Annotated in this window: 12 protein-coding genes, 1 pseudogene and 1 riboswitch; of the genes and pseudogenes, 4 read left to right on the top strand and 9 right to left on the bottom strand. The window is 41.6% G+C overall.

Features of this window, described 5'->3' with window-relative positions; translation table 11 throughout:
* Window positions 1-20 precede the first annotated feature (20 nt).
* The 3 genes from carB to P3L47_RS08350 all read left to right on the top strand — a co-directional run bounded on the left by carB (window position 21) and on the right by P3L47_RS08350 (window position 6976).
* Window positions 21-3239 carry a carbamoyl-phosphate synthase (glutamine-hydrolyzing) large subunit gene (gene carB / locus P3L47_RS08360; RefSeq protein WP_122363113.1) on the top strand — a complete coding sequence of 1073 codons (3219 nt, stop codon included), beginning with the start codon at window positions 21-23 and terminating at the stop codon, window positions 3237-3239.
* A gap of 87 nt (window positions 3240-3326) precedes the next feature.
* A complete protein-coding gene (locus P3L47_RS08355) occupies window positions 3327-5396 on the top strand; it encodes a ligand-binding sensor domain-containing protein (protein WP_277783305.1) in 2070 nt (689 codons plus the stop codon).
* A gap of 203 nt (window positions 5397-5599) precedes the next feature.
* Window positions 5600-6976 carry an NAD(P)/FAD-dependent oxidoreductase gene (locus tag P3L47_RS08350; protein WP_122363111.1) on the top strand — a complete coding sequence of 459 codons (1377 nt, stop codon included), beginning with the start codon at window positions 5600-5602 and terminating at the stop codon, window positions 6974-6976.
* A gap of 123 nt (window positions 6977-7099) precedes the next feature.
* Here the strand turns inward: P3L47_RS08350 and P3L47_RS08345 are convergent, their stop codons facing one another.
* From P3L47_RS08345 to P3L47_RS08330, 4 genes are all read right to left on the bottom strand, one after another.
* Window positions 7100-8014 (bottom strand): Rpn family recombination-promoting nuclease/putative transposase, encoded by a 915-nt coding sequence (locus tag P3L47_RS08345; RefSeq protein ID WP_277783304.1) that lies wholly within the window; start codon window positions 8012-8014, stop codon window positions 7100-7102.
* A gap of 717 nt (window positions 8015-8731) precedes the next feature.
* Window positions 8732-9856, bottom strand: a complete 1125-nt coding sequence (locus P3L47_RS08340) for an ABC transporter substrate-binding protein (RefSeq protein WP_277783303.1) — start codon at window positions 9854-9856, stop codon at window positions 8732-8734.
* Window positions 9857-9870: 14 nt separating this feature from the next.
* Window positions 9871-10956, bottom strand: a complete 1086-nt coding sequence (locus P3L47_RS08335) for a DUF5074 domain-containing protein (protein WP_122363697.1) — start codon at window positions 10954-10956, stop codon at window positions 9871-9873.
* Between the two features lie 39 nt (window positions 10957-10995).
* Complete coding sequence (locus tag P3L47_RS08330) at window positions 10996-12993, bottom strand: TonB-dependent receptor plug domain-containing protein (protein WP_277783302.1); 1998 nt, start codon at window positions 12991-12993, stop codon at window positions 10996-10998.
* Window positions 12994-13027: 34 nt separating this feature from the next.
* Window positions 13028-13227, bottom strand: a riboswitch (cobalamin riboswitch).
* A gap of 153 nt (window positions 13228-13380) precedes the next feature.
* Here P3L47_RS08330 and rhuM point away from each other — a divergent pair.
* A pseudogene (rhuM, locus tag P3L47_RS08325) lies at window positions 13381-13512 on the top strand (RhuM family protein); the annotation flags it as partial.
* Window positions 13513-13703: 191 nt separating this feature from the next.
* Here rhuM and P3L47_RS08320 read toward each other — a convergent pair.
* The 5 genes from P3L47_RS08320 to P3L47_RS08300 form a co-directional block, all read right to left on the bottom strand.
* Window positions 13704-16049 carry an alpha-N-acetylglucosaminidase gene (locus P3L47_RS08320; protein ID WP_277783301.1) on the bottom strand — a complete coding sequence of 782 codons (2346 nt, stop codon included), beginning with the start codon at window positions 16047-16049 and terminating at the stop codon, window positions 13704-13706.
* A gap of 197 nt (window positions 16050-16246) precedes the next feature.
* Window positions 16247-18028: a RagB/SusD family nutrient uptake outer membrane protein gene (locus P3L47_RS08315; RefSeq protein ID WP_277783300.1), complete on the bottom strand. Its 1782-nt coding sequence runs from the start codon at window positions 18026-18028 to the stop codon at window positions 16247-16249.
* A gap of 64 nt (window positions 18029-18092) precedes the next feature.
* Window positions 18093-21572 carry a TonB-dependent receptor gene (locus tag P3L47_RS08310; RefSeq protein WP_122363694.1) on the bottom strand — a complete coding sequence of 1160 codons (3480 nt, stop codon included), beginning with the start codon at window positions 21570-21572 and terminating at the stop codon, window positions 18093-18095.
* A 245-nt stretch (window positions 21573-21817) separates the two neighbouring features.
* A complete protein-coding gene (locus P3L47_RS08305) occupies window positions 21818-22810 on the bottom strand; it encodes a FecR family protein (protein ID WP_122363693.1) in 993 nt (330 codons plus the stop codon).
* A 166-nt stretch (window positions 22811-22976) separates the two neighbouring features.
* Window positions 22977-23564 carry an RNA polymerase sigma factor gene (locus P3L47_RS08300; RefSeq protein ID WP_122363692.1) on the bottom strand — a complete coding sequence of 196 codons (588 nt, stop codon included), beginning with the start codon at window positions 23562-23564 and terminating at the stop codon, window positions 22977-22979.
* Window positions 23565-23566 lie beyond the last annotated feature (2 nt).

The following is a 23566-nucleotide window of genomic DNA, read 5'->3' as shown; positions in this document are numbered from 1 at the left end:
AACAAAACAACCCAATTACTATGTCGAAAATTGGAATCAAAAAGGTGATTGTTCTGGGCTCGGGTGCCCTGAAGATCGGACAGGCCGGAGAGTTTGACTACTCTGGTTCACAAGCATTAAAGGCACTGAAAGAAGAAGGTATCAGTACCGTATTGCTGAATCCGAACATTGCAACTATTCAAACATCCGAAGGGGTAGCAGACAAGGTGTACTTCCTGCCTATCACTCCGTATTTTGTTGAAGAAGTAATCAAAAAAGAACAACCGGACGGAATCCTGCTGGCTTTTGGTGGCCAGACTGCCCTGAACTGCGGAACTCAGCTATACACCAGCGGCACACTCGCCAAATATGGTGTAAAGGTACTGGGTACTTCTGTTGAAGCTATCATGTATACAGAGGACCGCGACCTGTTTGTAAAGAAACTGAATGAAATCGACGTAAAAACTCCGATAAGCCAGGCTGTTGAAACGATGGAAGATGCAGTGAAAGCTGCCTACAAGATCGGTTTCCCGGTAATGATCCGTTCTGCTTATGCCCTGGGAGGTATGGGTAGCGGTATCTGCAAAGACGAAGCAGAGCTGCGCACGCTGGCTGAAAGCGCTTTCGCTTATTCTTCACAGATCCTGGTAGAAGAATCATTGAAAGGCTGGAAAGAAATTGAATTCGAAGTAATCCGCGATAAGAACGACCATTGCTTCACGGTGGTAAGCATGGAAAATGTAGACCCGCTGGGCGTACATACCGGTGAAAGTATCGTAGTGGCTCCTACCTGCTCTCTGACAGACAAGGAACTGGATCTGCTGAAAGAACTGTCGACCAAGACAATCCGCCACCTGGGTATCGTGGGCGAATGTAACATCCAATATGCATTCAATTCCGACACTTGCGACTACCGTGTGATCGAAGTAAACGCCCGCCTGAGCCGTTCTTCCGCACTGGCTTCCAAAGCAAGCGGTTATCCCCTGGCATTCGTTGCTGCCAAGCTGGCATTAGGCTATAGCCTCGATGAAATCGGCGAAATGGGTACTCCGAACTCTGCTTATAAAGCTCCGGAAGTAGACTATATGATCGTGAAGATCCCGCGTTGGGACTTGACCAAGTTCGTTGGTGTAAGCCGCCTGATCGGTTCAAGCATGAAGTCTGTCGGCGAGATCATGTCGATCGGTAAGAGCTTCGAAGAGATTATGCAGAAAGGTCTGCGTATGATCGGACAGGGTATGCACGGTTTCGTTGGAAACAACGACCTGGAATTCGACAACCTGGACGATGCACTGGCCAACCCGACCGACCTGCGTATCTTCGCCGTTGCAAAAGCATTGGAAGAAGGTTACACAGTTGAACGTATCCACGAACTGTCAAAGATCACTCCGTGGTTCCTGAACGGTTTGAAAAACATCGTAGATTATACGAAAGTATTATCTCAATACAACAAAATCGAAGATCTGCCCGAAGATGTTCTGAAAGAAGCTAAACGACTGGGCTTCTCCGACTTCCAGATTGCACGTTATGTAGAAAATCCGGAAGGCAACATGGAAAAAGAAAACATCCGTGTACGTAACCTGCGTAAGAAACTGGGTGTCCTGCCGAGCGTAAAACGTATCAACACGATCGCTTCGGAACATCCGGAACTGACTAACTACCTGTATATGACATACGACGGTAGCGAACATGATATCCCTTATTACAAGAACGACAAGAGCGTGGTGATCCTGGGTTCAGGTGCTTACCGCATCGGTTCATCCGTAGAGTTCGACTGGTGTTCGGTGAACGCTGCACAGACTGCACGTAAGCTGGGTTACAAGTCGATCATGATCAACTACAACCCGGAAACGGTTTCTACCGACTACGATATGTGCGACCGTCTGTACTTCGACGAACTTTCTTTCGAACGTGTACTCGACGTAATGGACCTGGAAATGCCGAAGGGTGTGATCGTATCCGTAGGCGGACAGATCCCGAACAACCTGGCAATGAAGCTGTATCGTCAGAATGTGCCGGTACTGGGTACTTCTCCGCTGTCTATCGACCGCGCTGAAAACCGCCATAAATTCTCAGCCATGTTGGATACACTGGGTATCGACCAGCCGGCATGGGCAGAGCTGACCAGTATGGAAGAGATCGACGGCTTCATCGAAAAGGTAGGCTTCCCGATCCTGATCCGTCCTTCTTATGTACTTTCAGGTGCTGCCATGAACGTTTGCCACAACAAGGAACAGATGATCGAATTCCTGGATCTGGCTGCTAAGGTATCTAAAGAATATCCGGTGGTTGTATCCGAGTTCCTGCAGGGAGCCAAAGAAGTAGAGTTCGACGCAGTGGCGATGAACGGCGAAGTGGTTGAATACGCTATCTCCGAACATATCGAGTTTGCCGGTGTTCACTCCGGTGACGCTACACTGGTATTCCCGGCTCAGAAGATTTACTTCGAAACAGCACGCCGCATCAAGAAGGTTAGCAAGATGATCGCCAAGGAGTTGAACATCAGCGGACCGTTCAATATCCAGTTCCTGGCTAAGAACAACGACGTGAAGGTAATCGAATGTAACCTGCGTGCATCACGTAGTTTCCCGTTCGTTTCAAAAGTACTGAAACGCAACTTCATCGAAACTGCCACCCGCATCATGCTGGACGCTCCTTATACAAAACCGGACAAGAGCGCTTTCGATATCGATTGGATCGGTGTAAAGGCTTCTCAGTTCTCATTCGCCCGTCTGCATAAGGCAGACCCTGTACTGGGTGTGGATATGAGTTCTACCGGTGAAGTAGGTTGTATCGGCGACGACTTCAACGAAGCATTGCTGTCTGCCATGATCGCCGTAGGTAACAACATTCCTAAAAAGAATGTCCTGGTTTCTTCAGGTGCAGCCAAGAGTAAAGTAGACCTGCTGGAACCTTGCCGCATGCTGAGCTCTAAGGGATACAAGATTTTCGGTACTGCAGGTACTGCTAAATTCCTGAACGACAACGGTATCGAAGCGACAGCCGTATGCTGGCCGGATGAGCAGGGAGACTTGAATATCATGGATATGTTCAGCAACCACACATTCGAACTGGTTGTAAATATCCCGAAAGACCATAGCAAACGCGAGCTGACCAACGGTTACAAGATCCGCCGTGCTGCTATCGACCATAATATTCCATTGATTACCAACGCACGTCTGGCAAGCGCATTTATCGAAGCATTCTGCACGATGGATGTGAAAGATATCCAAATCAAAGATTGGCAGGATTACAAATAAGCAAATATTTTTAGTATATTTGTGGTCATAATACTGTAGAGACAGGGATTTACCCTGTCTCTACATGTTTAATTTTAATTCGTGCCTATGTACAGACTACCGATATTGTTCCTGACATTCATGCTGACATTCTTCGTTGTGCATGCCTCGGTAGCCGTCCCTAATTTATTCATTAAAAACTTTACGGTAGACGATTATAAAGCCAGTTGTCAGAACTGGGGATTATCCGTCGCATCCGACGGTGTACTCTACGTAGCCAACAATTCCGGGCTGCTTACATTCGACGGGAATACCTGGAAGCATTACGAAACTCCCGACAAATCCATTATAAACGGCGTTACATTCCTCAATGATACGATCTACACGATCAGCGAAAGCTCTTTCGGCGGATGGACCCGCGATCACCTCGGGGTGATGCGTTACCAGAAACTTTCCAAAATACCGGCAGAAGTCAAATTCAAAGAACCTCCTGTCTCTATCCCGTTCATTCTCCCTGACGAGATATTGCATGCCCAGCCTTCCGTCTTTACCACGATAAACGACCTGTACTTCATCGGTACGACCAATAACGGGTTATATATTACCAGTCCCGACGGAACCATTTTACGACATCTGTCAACCCACGACCAGTCATTGCCCGACAACATCGTGCGCGCCATCTGTATCCAGGATGCGCAACAGATATGGATCGCTTTCGATAACGGCATCTCTCAAATAACATTCGAACCTCCTGTCGTTATGCTGGGCAAACGCAGCCAGATAGGGAAACTGAAAAACGCCACATTATTCAATGACACATTATATATCCAGACCAATGTAGGATATTTCAAAAGGACATTAAGCGGCGGCGATAATTTTGAGCCGGTCGACATCAAGAAAGAAACGTTCCATCTCTTACCGCAGAACAGCGTATTCGACTCGCTCCGCGTAGGGAACGTGTTCAATGACCCTGAATCGTTAGGAGAGTTTGCCGATGCGGAACAAATCTATCCGATCGGCGAAAATATGTACTGGCTCTGTTTCAAAAACGAAGCCGGCCTTTTCCATAACGACGCGGGAAAAGGGACATTGAAATGCCGTCTGCTGCTCAACAATTACAACATGAACATGGTGAGCAGGGACCGGAAGATATATCCTTTGAATGATTCACTTCATCTGATATCAGCCATGCAGGGCATCCTGCTGGTCAATATACGTGAGCTGATAGAAGGCAGCCTGGGACCCGGTACGCCTCTGCAGATCTCTGAAATAAAATACATCGACAAACACGGCGTACACCACCTGCCTGTCAATACGGAGAAGATATCCCTTCCTTACAATTTCCAGGAATTTTCCATCTATGTCGGAAGTACGATCTTCACTCCGAACCATCAGATCAGTTACATGATAGAAGGTGTTTCATCCACCTGGTCACCCTGGCAAAAAGGCGGGGAGATATCTTTCCTGCAATTGCCGGAGGGAAAATACATTCTCAAAATCCGCAAATATGTGGTAAAAGGGCCGTATCTGGAGATATCCGTCCCGATCACTGTCCGTCCTCCCTGGTATAATACGATATGGGCATGGCTTCTTTATATCATATCCATCGCTTTGATCGGTAAATATACACTCAGTTATCATCTGAAAAACCTGCAACGGGAAGAGAAGAGCAAGCAGGAAGCCAAACGGCAGGCGGAAGAACAGAAGATCCAGCAGATGAAAAGCAGGATGCTGGAAGCTGAACTGCAAAACAAGAATAACGAACTCACCTTACAGACCTCCGCGCTGGTAAAAAGAAACCAGGCCGTACAGAAACTGCTGAACGAACTGGAACAGCAGAAAGAAACACTCGGTGACCGTTATCCGAACAAACTCTACAACCGTATGAAAAACCTGATGGAAGAATCGCTGAACGACCAGGCAGACTGGGTACTGTTCGAAACACATTTCAACAGCGCACATCAGAATTTCATCGACCGGCTGCGCCAGCAATATTCCGATATAACGAGCGGAGACTTACGTATATGTTGCCTGCTCCGTATGAATCTCTCCACAAAAGAAATCGCATCCCTGTTAAACGTATCAGTACGTGCGATAGAATTACGACGGTACCGTTTAAGAAAGCGCCTGTCCCTTGACAGCGATACAAATCTGATCGATTTCCTCATGAATTACTAAAAAGTATTTTCTAGAATTGATATTTTCACAAGAACGTATATATCAAATACTTAACCTCTATTGTAATAGTCATGAGAAAGTCCTGATGTACTCTTTTTCTCCACACACATCATTTGTGCAAGTAGTGTAGTAGTCTTTTTTAGCTGATCTATTTCCAAATGTACTTCCTTTGCCGGTGCAATTGAATCTTAATTTCTATAGGCATGATGAAACACGATCTGGAAGAACAACTGGAAGAATTGGAAAGGCAGGGAATCAGTCGCCGCCATTTCCTCAAAATATTAACAGCAGCGGGAATTACAACCGCTGTGGGTACACAAAAAGCTCACGCATTCTCAAGTAATGCAAAAGGAAAGATCGTAGTTATCGGTGGAGGGGCAGCCGGGCTCAGTATGGCTGCACGTTTGATGCACTGGCTGGATAAGCCGGATATCACACTGATAGATCCAAGCGATCGACAGTTCTACCAGCCTGGTTTTACTTTGATAGCTTCCGGTGTTTATCAACCGGACGACGTTTGGAAAAAACAAGAGAACTGTATTCCTGACGGAGTAAAATGGATTAAAGATTCGGTTGCAGCAGTCGACCCGGTGATGAACCTGGTAACAACAAACAACAACGGAAAGGTCGCTTACGACTTTCTGGTCCTGACTCCGGGAGTGCAGACAAACTGGGAAAAGGTAGAAGGGATTACACACGATACTTTGGGAGTGGGAAACGCTCACAGTATATATGATTTCGAAGGTGCACAAAAAACCTGGAAAGCGCTCCAGGAATTCTCTAAAACAGGTGGCCGTGGTATCTACACCGATACATACACGAAACACAAATGCGGAGGGGCACCGAAAAAGATTTGCTTGCTGACAGACGATTACAGCCGCAAACAGGGTACACGGGATAAGCTTAAACTGGATTACTTCACAGCATCCAAAGAGCTGTATGATATTCCTTTCTATACTCCCCGTCTACTGGAGATTTATAAGGAACGCAATATTCCGATCAATCTCAATGTGCGTGTAAAAGGTGTCGATACAGCAGCCAAACAAGTACATTTTGAAAAGGTAGAAACAGTCGGAGAAGAAAAAGTAATCACTCCTTTCATAGAAGATTACGATTTCTTCCACTTCGCACCTCCTATGTCGGCTCCTGATTTCGTTCGCGAAGCCGGACTGGGATGGACGGAAGGCAAGCTGGCTGCCGAAGCCTGGGTGATGGTCGATAAAACGACACTGGTACATAAAACGTATCCGAACATTGTCTCTTTGGGAGATGTTGCCGGCATACCGACCAGTAAGACATCTGCCGCCGTACGCATGCAAGTGCCGATCGCTGCAAAGAACCTGATCTCGTTGATGGAAGGCAAAGAACCTGTTGAGAAATACAACGGATATGCAGCCTGCCCGATCGTTACAGACTATGGACACGTGCTTTTGTGCGAGTTCGATTATGATAAAAAACCGGCAACTTCATTCCCGTTCACGATGTTGGACACATCAAAAGAACAATGGGCAGCCTGGTTACTGAAAGTTTACATATTAAAGCCGATGTATTTCTACGGAATGCTGAACGGCTACGCATAACGGACCAAAAATAACAACTCCCTATAATTCAAATGCCAAACTACAGAAAATCCCCGGCTCAGTTCCTTGAGACCGGGGATTTTGTTATTTTGATAGTTTATGTTCGGATAGGCTCAATTATTTCTATAACTTCTCGATTTCCTCTACCGACAACCCTGTGCAGGTTACAATGTCGGCTGTCGGCATTCCCATACGTTTCATATTAACTGCCGTCTGACGCAAAGCATCGGCTTTTCCTTCGGCAAGACCTTCAAGACGGCCTTCCCATTTGGCAGTATCGAGTACGTCGTTTTGGATCATGATCGCATTCAGGTGCTCGTCATACGCATGGCGCTCACTCGAAGACATGGAGTAGTATTTCAGTTTCTCGCGGGCTTCACGAAGACCGGGCGCCGTCGTGTCGGGACGGATCGTACCGTCTTTCAAATAGGTGATCCATTCATCCAATGGCGTGGTGGCCACTTTGTCGAACTCGTTTACGCGGATAAGAATGTACTCCGGAAAGATCTCCGCAGGCAGACGAGTAATGACTGCATCGCGATCACGTGTGTTAATACGCAGACGGTCGCCGGTATGTACGCCGGTGAAATGGTTCTGACCATGATAGATATAGTCTGTTCCCACACCCAGATCAAAATAAAGGATACTGATGGAGTAGACTTTCTTTACATTCTGATAGCCTTCGCCCAGCGAGATATGCTCGGTGATGGCTTTGGCCACTCCGTAGAGGATGCGTTCGAGATAATGTACCTCACGGGTGTTTTGGATCTCGACGATGATAATTTCGCCTTTGCTGTTCCTGGCCTTGATGTCGACACGGTTGAATTTATCGTCGGCACTTTCCTGGTTGCTTTCACTTTCAAGGATTTCGAGAATATTAACCTCCTCACGCAACATCACGGTCAGGAAACCGTTGAGCACACCGAAGTTGGCCTTCTGGCGCAACAAGCGCTTGATTGCCCAGTCGAAGCGGACATACCGGTCCTGTAACTCTTGTCTTTCATTCTCTGCCATGGCTTTCTGATCTAATTCTTTCATAATTAAGTGTTTTATGTTAGTAACTGCACAAATATACATAATTAATAGATGAATAGGCATAGTTTGTTCAATATTTGCCAAATTTGAATCTATTTGTCGCAATAAAAGAACCTAATCCGCGTCATCCGCGTACCTGGTTCTTATTAATCTTGAAGGCTGTAAGCCTGACCCCAAATTAGCCCGGGGTTTTAACCCTGGATTATGATAATCACACTCCCACCCTCTCTAGCAGCTTTTATATATTAAGACAGGAAGAACTAAATGTTAAGATTTGAGCTGTTATTTCTACCCTGTACACCCTGGCAAATTACCCTGCACACCGTACAAAACCAGCCTGTACACTCTACCAGGTTACCCTGTACAGGGTAATTTTAACAGGTCGGGACTCTTGTATTAGCATCTCCCTTCTTAACAGGCAGTTATATGGCTATTAATACATAGTCTTATGCAGGTAACGATACAGGTGACAGATGACAGATGAAGTTGCAGATAAAAAGAAACGTCTGCAACGCTTTATCGTTTGATAACATGAATGTTACACCGACAGGTGACAGATGGCAGATACTTTTTGAAAACTTTGTGTATATATGACAAATGACAAACGCCATTGCAAATAAAAGAGGCATTTGCAATGGCGTTATATTCTAATAAACAGGATATTATAAGTTATTATTGCAAATAACAAATAAATCCGAAAAACTTTTAGGTAGAATTACGTTATTCCATCTTCCGGTAATAACGCGGTGTATAACCGGGCAGTAATTCAGGATGAAATACCCACACCAGGTCTTTCAACAGATAATCCGGATGGATCGGAAACTCCTCATAATAAGGAACAACGCCCGTATTACAGGTATAGATCCGACGATTCTTGAAGGCATCAAAGTTCTCGTAGGGAGTATACTCGGTACGCAGATCTTTGTATGTCATATCATTTGCCTGATTATATTTGATCAGCCATATATCGGCATGGATGGCTTTATCGAGCACGGTTTCAAAAGCCAGAGGTGTGCTGCCTGCTCCGGGAAGATCCTTAAAGATATAATCGGCACCGGCATCGGCATACAAATGGGCGATGTAGCTATCACCGGCAGGCATATACCAGGAAGAGCCGAATTTCTTTTCGGAGATGACGGTCGGACGGTTGGTCACGGTCTTTGCCAGCTCTTTCAGTTCCAGGTAGCTTTGTTCCGTTTCGCGGAAGATGGAGTCTGCCATCGCACTCTTTCCAAACAACAGGCCATAGAAACGTATCCATTCGGTCCGTCCCAGAGGCAACGACTCCATATAGTCGGCTGCCTCAATAATGGGAATACCCAGTTTCTCAGCCGGGCCATATCCCGCATTCTGAAAGGGGGAAGCGATGATGATCTCCGCCCCTATACCGATGATCTTTTCTATATTCGGCGAAGTTGCTTCACCCAGATCGGCAATCCGTCCAGCACGCAGACCCTCCTGAATGGCAGGAGTATCCATATATCGGGGTTCGCATACACCGATCACCTTATCAGCTTCATTCAGCTGATCGATAATAGCAGCATGTACGGAGGTATAGACAACTATATTACGAATAGGAGTCCGTACCACTGTTCCTTTCGGCAGATTACCCGGTACCGACTGCTCACGGTCTACCAAAAGGTACCGTTGCAGGATACGGGTACTGTCCCAGGGATCACGGACTTCGACGGAGGTATAGTCGTCGAAATATTGAACTGTAAATCCTTGGGCGTAACGGATGGTGTCGGAACTTAATAAATCACTTCCGGTAGTGTTCTGAACTTTGGACTGAGTACACGAAACAGCCCAAAGCACAAATATTATGAAAAAACAAATTTGTTTCAAATCACAAAGTGTTTTTACTTATTAGTCATAAATACAAATTCTGACGGATAAGGAAGCGTTTCAAACTGAGACTTCAACTTTCCTTCAGAAGAGAAGATATAAACATCTCCATTGTTCTTCTTATTGCTTTTCCCTACATAGATATCACCTGTAACGGGATCAACACCGATACCATTAGGAGAGCTGACTACAGTTCCATCTGTGATAAAATTATCACTCAACAGCTTCTCGTTTTTCAGGTCGTATTTATAAAACTTCACTTCATTTGCATAATAATCATTGAACATGATATATGCGATATCATCCGCAACAGTCATTTTATAAGCCTTAATACCTTCTACAGTCTTTACTTCGTCTGTTTTAGCATCAATACGTTGCACAATATACGATTTATCATCTGAATAGTCGCTCATACAAATAACATATACATCACCATCTGAATCTGAATAGATATAATTCGGGTTCAATGACACTGTAATTGTTTTTTCGAATTTAAAGCTATTAATATCGATAACAGAAACACTGGTACTTTGACTCGGCCAGTTCATTCCATCTGTATCTGCCGTATAGATACGACCATTGGCAACCGTTATGCCGTCAGGATTAGGACCTACTTTCACATAGCCTTCAACAGCCATCGATGCAGTATCTATTTTAGCTACATAACCGTCAAAAGTAGTCAGATACACTTTGTCTTTATAGGCAGCAAACATACGTGGAGCACGTGTTGCACCCTGATCGTCAGTCAAAGTCAACTGCTTCAAGCTTGTAGCATCGGCAGCATCCAATATTTCAACAGTCTTGGAACCATACACCGATACATATAGTTTAGAACCATATTTAATCATGTGTTGTCCCATATCTCCCAAAGCACGGTTATTCTGTTTCTTAAAAATATCTTCTGTTACCTTTCCTTCTGAGTCCAAATAAGAAATTCCGGTATTATTATCACCAAAACTACCACCGTCCAGAATATAAACACCTGTTACTTCTTCCGGGATCTCTACATCCGGTCCATTCTTATCGTCATCATCACTACAAGAAGAAAAAGCCAGCACTGCACAAGCAAGACAGGCAAACCAATAAAAATTCTTTTTCATTTCTAATTACATTAATTGTTTGTTAACCAAAATCTATTCTTAATACACAAAAACAAGCCCTCCCCGGAAAGAACGTCCGGGCATGGGGTAGTACTTTATCACATCATAATTTATATTACCGACATTTATAATATCAAACTGCAACCGCAAAGAACAGGAAGCAAAAGTAAACGATCGATTCAGCGAAATCGTTTGTTCCGCATAACGATCTATCAGATTCCTTCCTATATTTTGGGGACTTGCATAGCGGTCTCCTACCACGGTCAATAAATAAGACACATTGACCCAGGGCATTTGGAATGCCACAGATACATTTCCTGAATGCCGTGGAGTATAAGGTATTTGATCCCGATAATTCTTCTCAGTCCCGTCTGTTATATCTATCGCATGTTGCCAGGAATAAGAAGCTTGTCCGGATAAAGAAATATTTTTCCATAAAGGAACCTCTGCCGACAAGTTGACATCAATTCCCCCGATTGAAACTTCCCCCATATTCATCATTTTCCAGATGAACATAGTCGGTATGGCAACGATCTTATCACTCACACGATTATAATAACCATCCACAAATGCATTCAGATAATTAATAAAAGGTAACGAACCACTCCAGGTCATTCCCAGGTTATATTGAGTTGCACGCTCCGGTTTCAAATTGGTATTTCCCATCCGCAGATAATACAGGTCATTAAAAGTCGGAACACGGAATATATCTTTATAAGAAGCTCGTAAACGGAAATTATATTCAGGCATAACCCTCCATGATAAACTGACTGCCGGTGATAATCGTTTACGGTCAGACGGCTTGTCGCCTCTTTCTACTTTCTCGGTTATATAAGTTCCCAATAAACTGGCTGTAGCAGTCAATCTTGTATCTTTATATTGGGCGGCCAAAGCCGTTAAAGAAGTATATCTTTTTGGGAAAGGACATTCCGGAATGGTATTATCCAATGTATTGATGAAATAATCTTCAGCCAAAGAAAACGAAAGATGATCTGTCAGCGAATATAAACCGGATACGGAAAGATAATATTCCTTTTGTGTATACCGGTCATCCTGTCTTCCCGACTCATACTTATTATCAACATCCAAATGGCGCATCCAGGAGTAATTATATTTGGCCTGTGCCTGCAAAGCGAACTTTTCAGTTATACGATTCTCATAACGAGCTTGTGCAAAGGCATTCCGATCCCACAAGCGTTCACCTGAATAATCATTGTAGAGAATTACAGACCCTGGCAGTCCTCTGTGGGAATCAAAATAATATCCTTTCATCGACAGCGTACCGGCTTTTCCCAAATCACCTGCAAAATTAAGTTCTGTACGCCAGGATTCGATATCACTGTTATTTCTTTTCTTCTTTTCTACCAAGTCACCGTTCACTAAGGTAAACGGATAATTACCATCAGCCCGCAAATAATCGCCATGCCAGGAGGCATACCATTTTTTACCGAACTTCTGCTCATAACGTAAATAAGGATTCACGAGACCGAATGACCCCGCTTTCAATTGAGCTTTCAAATGGAAAGGAGAAGATGTAAAGTCCGGAGAACTAGTCTTCACACTCAACGCCCCCGCCGATGCATACATCCGGGCTGTCTGGAAAATATCGTCGGTCTGTCCGATCGAAAGTGAAACCATTTCTACATTATCCAGTGAGAAGCGGCTGATATCGACCTGTCCGCTCTGGGCATCCGTTATCGTCACGCCATCATAGCTGACGGCTGTATGTTGTGCACCCAGGCTGCGCACAGAAACAGTCTTCAGTCCTCCTATCCCACCGTAATCCTTTACGGTAGCACCGGAGAAACGTTTTACCGCTTCCGACAAGTCCTGTATCCCCAACCGTTCGATGCCGGCACGATCCATCACCTGCAAAGGAGCCGCTTCGCGGGTAGTGGACGGACGCGCCTTCTCCACCACTTCGACACCTTTCAGCTGGTGATAAGCAGTCGTATCAATTGTCTGTGCATACACAGCAGGCACACACAGAAGTATACCAAACAGGCATACAATCATTTTAACATATAATGTTCGCATATCTTCAGGTCTATCAATACCTTACCCGAGGTATCGCATCAACAGAATGATGGCAGGTTTTCTGGCTCGTTCTCCCATGATCGGCCGCCTTCCCAACTTTGCAGTCAGTGGCAACAAGATTTGCCGGGGTTACAGAACTTACAGCTACGGGTACAGTTCCGGATTCGCACCGGATTCCCTTTTACTAACGGATAGTGGAAACTAAGCCGTTACACCATAATTCGATGGCAAAAGTACTAAATATATCGGAAATCCCTATTATCCGACCTGCCACTTTTCTATAATTGTGGGTCTGGGCACTAATCAATATCCGCCTTCTTTTCTGACTGATTATCGAAATGTTTATCGTACTTTTACATTAAACATCTGATTTACCTGTAAATAATAAAAATTCGAGTAGTTCGTCAGGAAGGTAATAGAAAGGTTAATCGATACATTGATTTTTACTACCTTGCCATGATCATTTCGGTCGGTTACAGGGTTTCTTGCAAAAGAGGTGTACAGTTCAGGCAATGGGCAATAAAATAATAATAGAGATTAAACAAATATATGTAATTATTCTTTACGGAAGATATTTAATCTGGATTATTTTTTTACATGACACGCTACGCTTCAACTATGGTCACCCACCCTCCCTACCCTCTGTCTACTGTTAACTGCTCTGTCAGTAGCAACAATATTTACCGAATCTATAGAACTGCATTGATTTTTTACTCTGTAAGCAGCGCTGGAACTCCATCCATCATCTTGAATTTCGGGATATTCAAAGGGACTTCAAATTCACCAGCATATTTTTCGTAAAGAGATTTTGCAACAACAACCGGGTCTTCAGCACTTATATGAGCAGGAAAAACAGTTGTCTCCCTCGTCCAATCTTCTTGTAACCGTAAGAGATCATCCGTATAATGACGACTATCCCATTTCGTACCGTCAGCTAATGATTTGTCTATCGAGTTATAAAAATGTCTCCATCTACGCCCGTAATAATCACGCATCATTCCTGACCATTGTTTAGCTGCATAATCATTAAGTTCACCATCAAATGCCCAAACTGAAATAATTTTACGGGCATTCCATTCATATTGTTTTTTCTCATCTTGTGTGTGTCCCCAGCGTTTTGCTCTTTCAAGCCATGCCCCCAACAAAAACTCTGAATTAGTAGCCAATTGCCGATCGATATCGTTTATTAATTCATCCATCTTTTCATAAGCAGCTTTCAAAGCATCTCGATCTTTATTTAGATAGGCTGTAATAAGTTTTCCATAATAAAGAGGCGCTAATAAACCTAATGCATGCCGTGTCACGTTCACAATATCGAATTGATAAGTTTTCTCTTTACCTACTTCATCTGAGATATCTAAAAAAGATTTCCAAATCAATGCGAAAGTCTTATCAGGTTTTGCAGCCTTATAAGTAAATGACGGTTGGGCCTGTAGGATATTTCCATGATTCTGATTCTGCTGATAAACTGTTTGATGTAATTTACCCCAAACTTCCCGAGCTTTAAGAAAGTCTTTCCCATAACGCCGTTTAACAAATCCACTAAGCCACTCCGTGATATCAGGAATGGAAGTACGCCAAATCATATCCGATTGAAACTCGTCAATAACAGGATTATAGCAAAGACCTTCCATAGCATATCCAATTCCAGCCATATTACCCGAAGCTTTCCCTCGCTGTTCAAGGGCTTTACGCAGATCCGCGGCCATAATGTCAAGCCCTCCATGTAAACTAACCTGTCCTCCGAAATTCTGGATAATACACCAAATCCACGGTTGACCGAAAAAGGCATTTTCAAATTTAGGCCAGCCCGGCGTCACATCGCAATATAAGTCAAGAATCAGTAATTTACCCTGTGGAACACTCCGGAAGAACGCCTCGGCTTGCGATGCTTGCCAAAACTCCGTATTAAAATGAACGAAAGGCCAACTTTGCAACATCCAAACAGCTTCGGAATCGACAGACTGCATAGATTGATAGATAGATGATCCCATTTTGCGTATAAATTCGGGATCATTATTCTCGGGCGGCATTTCAATAAATGGATCCGAAGCATAAAGATGATTAGTTCCGAAAAGTTTCGTTTGCTCTTCGAGAAATATTTTTCCAATTTCAATAAAATACGGATCAGCAGGATCAACAAAATAAGTCGGTTCAAAATTAACCCATGGAGATAGTTTGACCAGCTTAGCATTTTTATCAACGTCTTTCAATTTACGCGGGACGTGTCCACTAAATCCCTGTAAAACGGGGGTCATTCCAAGTTCACGTTCCCGTTTGAGAATTTTCTTTTGAAGTTCAATATGATCATCGATCCACGAATTAGGAAGCGGTCCTGCCCAGCGGTCGAGACACCCCATCCAACCAAATGGCAAATAACCGGGTCCAACATAGAAATCCTGCATCTGTTCCTCTGATAAACCTAGACGTTTTCCAACATTCCGCCAAATACCTTCCTGACCAGTCACCGCTAAAGGAACATTAATACCGTAAAGAGCCATCAGATCAATCATCCATTCCCAATCGTTCCAATCCCACCATGCCAATGTATAAGCAAATGTGCAATAATTAAAATAATAACGGTATTGATACAGAGATACAATCCTTACGACTTCTGCTATTTGGGGTAACAGATCTGGTATGTTCAGTTGTCGATCACGAAAAGTGATCTGACAATGACAGTAATGTTTCAAATACCAGTTTAGTCCCGAAGCCATCGAAACGCCGTTGTTGCCACGAATCACGAGGATTTCATCATCACTTTGCAGTTCGAAAACATCTAAATCATTATCAGAAGGAATTTCTTCAAACCGAACTTTGTCTACAAGTTCTGGAACAACTCTTTTCAGAAGATTATCCGCTGCCACGACAGAATCACTTGTATGCAGACTATGCCCGGACACACAACTACTAGTCGTAAACATTGTAAAACTCGAAAAAGCACTAAGAGCTCCAATACATGTAATGCTTTTTGTCAAAAAATCCCGTCGAGAAAGATGATAACCATCATAATAAAGTCTATTTTTCGTTTTGGTTATTATTTTTTTCTTTTCCATATATGAAATATTATGGTTGTTCAATAATCTTATAAATATCAAACAGGAACTGTGGCAAAAGTACATTCTTTTATGGCGGAATCGACCCACCATTTCACCCCGAATATTGTATATCAACGTTGTACACAAGTACAAGAGAACAGAATGATCACTTTTGACACAGCTTCCTTTTATAAAAACTAAAAGATCTCTACTTTTTAGTTTCCATCATTGGTGGCACCATTTTCCCATCCTGGATTCTGACCGAGATTCGGATTTAGATTTAATGCTGCTCTAGGAATAGGATATAAATATTGCTTTGATCCCCAAACTTTAAGATGATCTTCATTGGTACGCCATGCCAAATAGTATCCTACGCCATCACCTGCAGGATGAACCTGTAACAAAGGTGAATCAGGATTTGTACTTACCGCAACTTTATATACATTCGGATTATTGCATAAAGCATCTGCCTTTGCCAGCTCAGCCTCGTCTGTATAATAGATCACATCATGAGTTCCATCATGATCTATGTCTAACGGCAGGTTAATAAAAGGAATATACATACCCGTCCAACTCATTTTAAATAAATTTCCACATTTCCAACGACGAACATCATCAAAACGGACCCCCTCAAATGATAGTTCAATTCCACGCTCACGGCGTATTTCCAAAATCACCGGATCAGAAATATTTGGATAATAAGTATTTTTCAAATAATTATCCACTACAGTCGGTTTGCTCGTAAGACCTCCCGTAATACCTGCACGTTCCCGTAAAGCACCTATCGTTTTACTCCAGTCATCATTCGTAAATGTCCCTAATTCAGCTTTTGCCTCGGCATAATTAAGCAACACTTCTCCATAACGTATCACCTGTAAGGCATGAGTACTTAACTGAGCTGCATCAGGAGCCGTCGCATCAACACAAAGTTTATACATCTGATAACCTAACCGACCGATACCATTCAATAATGGTAACGCAAGATTTCCTTCACGCTTATATCCCGGATAACGAAGTGTAGCACTCAATCGTTCATCACGATTTTGAAATTCCTCGTAAAAATCCTCATATTGCCACCCCGGACGATCTGTATAAGGCGTACCATTTTTTTGCAAATAAGTACATACAAAAGGACGAATAAAATGCGTTGTAACTGTAATTCCCGTCGACCAATACCAATTAGTACTATGCATTATACCTAAAGATTCACTTCCCGTAATAGCTAAAATTGTTTCGGTAGTAGGAGGATTATTACTGGTGAATAATTCACGATAACTGGGGTTTAGCCGTTTTCCCGAACTCTGCATTACTTCGTATGCCGCATCTTCAGCTCGTTTCAACCACGTGTCAGCCGATGTTGCTAAATTCAGATTATGATATTTCCGAAAAGTACCTTCAAATAATGCAACGCGAGAGGCAAAAGCCAATACAGCCCACTTGGTAACATAGGTACACTGGGTCGCATCTGTAGTACGGGTTATATTCTGAGCTGCAAACATCAAATCTTCATACACCTTTTCCATCACGAGTTCTCGTGAATCACGTGAGCCATACAATATATCCTCATCTTGAGGATCCAATGGACGATCTACCCAAGGTACGTCACCAAATGTCTTCACCTTATCGAAATAGAACCATGCACGAAAGAACCTGGCAAGTCCGATATAATTATTTCTTACCTCTTCCGGAACATCAGGATTCGTACAATTAACAATAAAGTAATTCAAGTTACGCAAATTCGCCCAGTTCCAGCCCGTACTCGTATTTTCACTGACTCCATTCAGTAGAACAAAAGGTAGAATAGACTGAGCAGCACAATAATCAGTAGGAATCGCACCGAAACCTTCATAACCTCCTTCTATTGCGCCTTGCACAGTAGGAGACGGGAAAATTTCATAAAATGACATAGAATAGGCAGACAAACCTTCTTCACTACTGAAAACAGAGTTCTTGTCGATAGTGGAAACTGGTTCTTCATTCAATTCACAACCTGGCAACAAGAACGCTATAGCTAGTAATATAAATAAATACTTTTTCATATTCTGGAAGTAAAAGATTAAACTAAAAAGTAACTGAAACACCAAGTGAGAAAGTCTTCAACAAAGGGTATCCGTTTCCTGATCCTTGATCAAAACTACCATCGCCGTCAGGATCTGTCGTTCCCATCGCAGTAAGAACATCCATGCTATTTTTTGTTACCTTGTAGAGAGGCGACCAACTTGCTAGATTTTCACCACTCAAATAGATACGGGCATTCTTTGCACCTATCTTTGATGACCATGATTCAGGTAGCGTATAACCTATCTGCAAATTCTTCAACATCAAATAAGCTGCATTTTGCAAATATCTATCGTTCGCTTCAAATACCGGAGGATTCTGACCTCCCCTATAGCGTGGTAAATAAGCACCTGTATTTTCCGGTGTCCAATAATTACCTAGATGCCATGACGGTATTTGGTTGTATGCCCGATTATACTGTCCCCAAAAAGCAGATTCCGCTCCCGGATACCAATTCATTTTGCCTACCCCTTGGAAGAACGCAGATAAGAAAAATCCATTCCAATCAGCACTCAAAGTAAAACTATACTGATAACGAGGAGAAGAGTTACCGATAATAGTCATATCTCCGGGATTATCTACCGTTTGATCGCCTTTAGTAATCATATTATCAGGACTATTATCCAAATTTTGAATCTTCAGGTCACCTGCATGCCATTTAGAATCAGAAGAAGGTGTAAAAATAGTATTGACATATTCTTCCGGCGTCGGATCATGTTGGAATAATCCATCCGTTTTAAATCCCCAAATCTCACCAACGGTCATTCCTTCGTAATAATCCGTAAATCGCTTGGTTGGATTGTTATACTTGTCGATTTTCGATACATAGTCGTATAGAGTTGCACGAATCTGATAATTGAAGTTTTTATCAGCTAGCATGAATTGATCTTGCCAATTCAGGGTAAGTTCAAATCCCTTCGTTGTCATCCCTGCATAATTACCTTTAGGAGCGGCAGCACCAAAAATATCAGGTAAAGTAGGTCCCGGTACATACATATCCGTCGTTTTTCGAATGTAATAATCACCATTGAAACGTAATTTACCTTTTAATACTCCAAAATCCAATCCAATATTCGTAGTGGTAGCTTTTTCCCATGTCAGTCCATCCGGAATAGGATTGGGAGCACTTGTTCTTTTACGCAACGCACCATCAAGTACCAACCTCGAGTTAGAAATGTATAACAAATCCAAGTATTGATAAGGAGAAATGTTCCCATTACCTAAAGAGCCATAAGAAGCACGCACCTTAGCATCTGATAAAATATTATCATTCACATGCCAGAACGATTCTTCCGAAACTCTCCATGCACCTGAAATAGAAGGGAAAAATCCCCATTGCTGATTGTTCGGAAATCGAGAAGAACCATCATATCGTCCATTTACTTCCACCAAATAACGATTCTTATAACTATAGTTCAGGCGGAAAAACGTACCCAATGTTCTCCATCTAACATACTCTGCTGATGGATAAATAGACTTTCCGGTAGCTAATTGCACGCTTTCTGCACTTTCAATTAACAACCCGTTACGCGAAATGCTGTTCACTTTAAAAGTAGATGTTTCGTAATTCCAACCGGCCATCGCTTTTAAATAATGATCTTCCGCAAATGTATTTTCATACTCTGCATAAATATTGGAAGCCGTATACATCGTTTTACCTGTCCGTTCAAGGATACTTCCTAATTCGTCTCCAAATATTCCAGTAGGAGCAGTTGCATTCGCATTATCATAGAACGGAACTTTAACCGCTTTTTCAAAACGTTCGCCAACATCATAACTAAAAGTATAATCTCCATTAACGCGTAATGTATTATTAAGGAAATTAGCACTAAAACCGACTGTATTTTTAAACAAATTTCTCGTATTATCCCTATAATTCGTTTTATTAATCAAACCGCCAATACCAAAAGCCCCTGTACGTGTATAAGTCCCATCAGGGTTATATATCGGCATTGTTGGAAAGCCTGTTACTTCGATACAACGCTCGGGAGTAAGAAAGCCAGAAGCAGCTCCGAAAAGAGGTTGATGGAAATAATCTCGAGAAAATTCCATATTATTGGAAATACGTAACCATTTCGTAGCCATAAGAGAACCTTTAGCCCTTAGATTATAGGCCTTATAATCATCCGGATTAAAGTTAAACATACCATCGAAACCATAAAAACGTCCTGAAATATAAAAATCGCTCTTATCGCTCCCCCCTGAAATATTCAAGTTATGATCCTGAGCAAAAGAGTGGTCTTTATATAAAAGATCATAATGGTCCATGTTGTAATAATACTCATAATCTCCATTTGGTAATATTTCAGTCTTCGGTCCTGCGCCTGATGCTTTCCAAGCCCTCATGCGTTCCAGCCATGCATCACTATAGGGTTGAAAACCATTCAGATTTTCCGGTACTGTTCCGTTCTGGTTCCACCACGCTTCTCTGAAATGTTCCAAATAAGTCACACCATCAGTTACATACTCTGGCTTTTTCGCAATCGATCTGAGAGAAAAGTTTCCGGTATAATTAACTGATACTTTACCTTTTTGTGGAGCTTTTGTTGTTATCAACACTACTCCAAAAGCTGCTCTAGCACCATAAATAGCAGCCGAAGCGGCATCTTTCAAAACACTGACACTTGCAATATCATTGGGGTTAAGCAAAGAAGGATCTCCTTCCACACCATCTATTAAAACCAAAGCATTACCTCCCTGCCCAATTGAAGTAGTACCGCGTATATTGAAAGAAGCAGCACGTTGGGGTTTTCCGTCTGCCAAACTTATATTCAAGTTGGGAACAGCACCTTGTAACGCCTGCGTAGCATTAGGAAATGATCGACCTTCAAACACTTCAGTTCCTACTGCATCTACAGCGCCGCTAATATTTACCTTTTTCTGTACGCCATATCCCACTACGACTACACCCTCCAATTGCTTAGCATTCTCTTGCAGAACGATTCTTAAATCTCTGCCATCCGTGACTTTAACATCTTTGCTTACAAACCCCAGATAAGAAACACTAATTACGCTATTCTGAGGTACTTCCAAACTGAACTTACCATCAATGTCCGAAACCGTTCCTGTCTGTTGAGATTTTATTGTAATCGAAGCTCCTGAAAGAGGTTCGTTTTGAGCATCCAAAACAGTTCCTTTAACAATAATCTTATTTAATGTCTGATCAGTTGTTCTATTTGCTCCCTTCCTCAGTATGATTCTTTTATTTTTTATCTCATATGAGATATCATACGGCCCAAACACCATATTCAAAACTTCCCGGATACTTTTCCCCTCTACATCAATATCGACAGGAGCATCTACATCAATATCACTATACAAGAAAGTATAATCAGTTTTCTTTTCTAATGTAGATATTAATTCTTTTATCGTTTGCTTCTTCAGCGTAATATCTATTTTTTGTGCTGATTGAGCTATGGCAGTAGTATTTATCACTACAAAAAAGGAAAAAAATGCCAATAAGAATATTATTTTTTTAACCATATGTACAGATTTAAGTTGATTTAAATATTTTATCAATAAAAATATTCACCCAATAGTTTAAAAATATCAATGATATTTCTAACTTTGTCAATTAGAGTTTATATAGAATAAGCCATAGGGATATTGATTTTCAGCATCCTTGAATTTATTCGATATAATATCTATTATGTATTACTTTATTTACCTCAGATTTGAGGTAATATACCTTAAGAGTATAGAGAATGGCAGTTCTCTATACTTTTTATTTATTTATATGATATTGTCACCTCCTCTCCTTCTATCCTATATATAATAGGCGTTATACTATTGATCAGTTCTAACATTTCACGCAAAGATTCTTCTTTTATCGTAAGTCCGTACCTCTTCGATACCGGCATATTTTGCACATTGATATGAACTCCATACCAACGTTCCAGTTTCTTTATCATTTCATCCGTATATATATTGTTTATTTTTAAAACATTTTGTCGCCATATACTTTCTGTATAAGCCTCACAGTCAGTGATTGTTGTTACTATACTCTTTTTATCTATAGTAGCTTGTTCGTTCGGATTCAATGTAGCCAGAAAACTATTATCATCGTGCATCCGAACCTCCACCTTACCTCTCTCTAATGAAACCTTAATATTTGGATCGTCAGCATATGCAGATACATTGAAAGCTGTGCCCAATACCTGAATATTAATTGAGTCGACCTCCACATTGAAAGGTAAATACTCGTTCTTTTTCACATCGAAGAAGGCTTCCCCTTTCAATTTTATACTTCTATTCGATTGATTGAAATTGGAAGTATAACTTATTTCCGATTCGGAATTTAACCAAATATGAGTTCCATCCGGTAATAATATCTGATTTTTCTGTCCTTTTCCAGACAAGACTGTATATTCCTGAACATTTGCCACATACTCTTCTTTATTATCCATAAATAATAGAGAAATATTTATAAGCAATATCGGCATCATAATAATGGCAGCAATTTTCCACCAGTTGAATACTCTTTTTACAACTATCGCTTTATGATCTATAATATTATGTACAGACTGAAGAATATTATTTTTTGTTAATGTATCCATTGGTATTACATCGTTTTCATTATTCCAAATGAAATCCAATTCTTTTTTGAACATTTCATCGGACATTTCATTAACCACAGACCGGAAGTCAGTCAACTCCTTTTTGGTCAACTTACCATGAAAATATTTGTGCAACAACTCTCTTAACAATAATGTATTCTCCATATTTTAGTATACAGTTTTAGATAATACGGAAAAAGTCAAAAATTGTCCCGACTTTTTTGAAAAAAATCCTTTCCACATTCCAAAAACTATAAAAAGCCGAATAAAATCCATATAGAAGATTTTATTCGGCCTCCCAGTCATTCCGGCAGATATCACCTAAGACTCATTATCGACTGATAATAAACAAGATAATCAAAGCCAAAGCATTTTTTATTATATTTACAATAATCGACGATTGATTCCTGATTGTTTTCTCAGAAAGATTCAACTTCTCTGCAATCTCGACATTAGAATACCCTTTTTCATATTTCAATTCAAAGATAGCACGTTGTTTATCTGAAATCTTTCTCTTAGCCAACGATAATAGTTTCAAAAAATCTTCCGAACTCTCTTCCATCGAGTTCTCTAAAGGATGTTCTATATCATTTTGTAGAAAAAGCTCAAAATCTATATTGTTTAGCTTTATCCTAAATGAATCAATGATCAAATTATGGGATATAGTAAAAAGAAAAGATTTGAAAGATTTATCCGGTGAAATCTTCTCCCTCATATACCAGACTTTTAAAAAAGTCTCTTGTAGAATATCTTCTGATTCAGAACGAGATTTCGTCATTTTCAATATAAAGCTATATAAACTATCAGCATATAAATTGTAAAGTTTATCGAAAGCGTCATAATCACCTCGCTTCAATTCCGATATCAATTCATATTCCTTATCTATATAAGCACGTTTATGACCACCGAATATCTTCATTT

This window comes from Parabacteroides chongii (assembly GCF_029581355.1).
Lineage (GTDB): Bacteria > Bacteroidota > Bacteroidia > Bacteroidales > Tannerellaceae > Parabacteroides > Parabacteroides chongii.
Note: the sequence above shows the minus strand (reverse complement) of the source record. Positions and strands in the feature narration are given on the sequence as shown.

What these genes read in the sequence shown, in the direction of transcription:
- carB (WP_122363113.1), top strand. Translation starts at nt 21, where the DNA reads ATGTCGAAAATTGGAATCAAAAAGGTGATTGTTCTGGGCTCGGGTGCC.
- P3L47_RS08355 (WP_277783305.1), top strand. Translation starts at nt 3,327, where the DNA reads ATGTACAGACTACCGATATTGTTCCTGACATTCATGCTGACATTCTTC.
- P3L47_RS08350 (WP_122363111.1), top strand. Translation starts at nt 5,600, where the DNA reads ATGATGAAACACGATCTGGAAGAACAACTGGAAGAATTGGAAAGGCAG.
- P3L47_RS08345 (WP_277783304.1), bottom strand. Translation starts at nt 8,014, where the DNA reads ATGAAAGAATTAGATCAGAAAGCCATGGCAGAGAATGAAAGACAAGAG.
- P3L47_RS08335 (WP_122363697.1), bottom strand. Translation starts at nt 10,956, where the DNA reads ATGAAAAAGAATTTTTATTGGTTTGCCTGTCTTGCTTGTGCAGTGCTG.
- P3L47_RS08330 (WP_277783302.1), bottom strand. Translation starts at nt 12,993, where the DNA reads ATGCGAACATTATATGTTAAAATGATTGTATGCCTGTTTGGTATACTT.
- P3L47_RS08320 (WP_277783301.1), bottom strand. Translation starts at nt 16,049, where the DNA reads ATGGAAAAGAAAAAAATAATAACCAAAACGAAAAATAGACTTTATTAT.
- P3L47_RS08310 (WP_122363694.1), bottom strand. Translation starts at nt 21,572, where the DNA reads ATGGTTAAAAAAATAATATTCTTATTGGCATTTTTTTCCTTTTTTGTA.
- P3L47_RS08305 (WP_122363693.1), bottom strand. Translation starts at nt 22,810, where the DNA reads ATGGAGAATACATTATTGTTAAGAGAGTTGTTGCACAAATATTTTCAT.
- P3L47_RS08300 (WP_122363692.1), bottom strand. Translation starts at nt 23,564, where the DNA reads ATGAAGATATTCGGTGGTCATAAACGTGCTTATATAGATAAGGAATAT.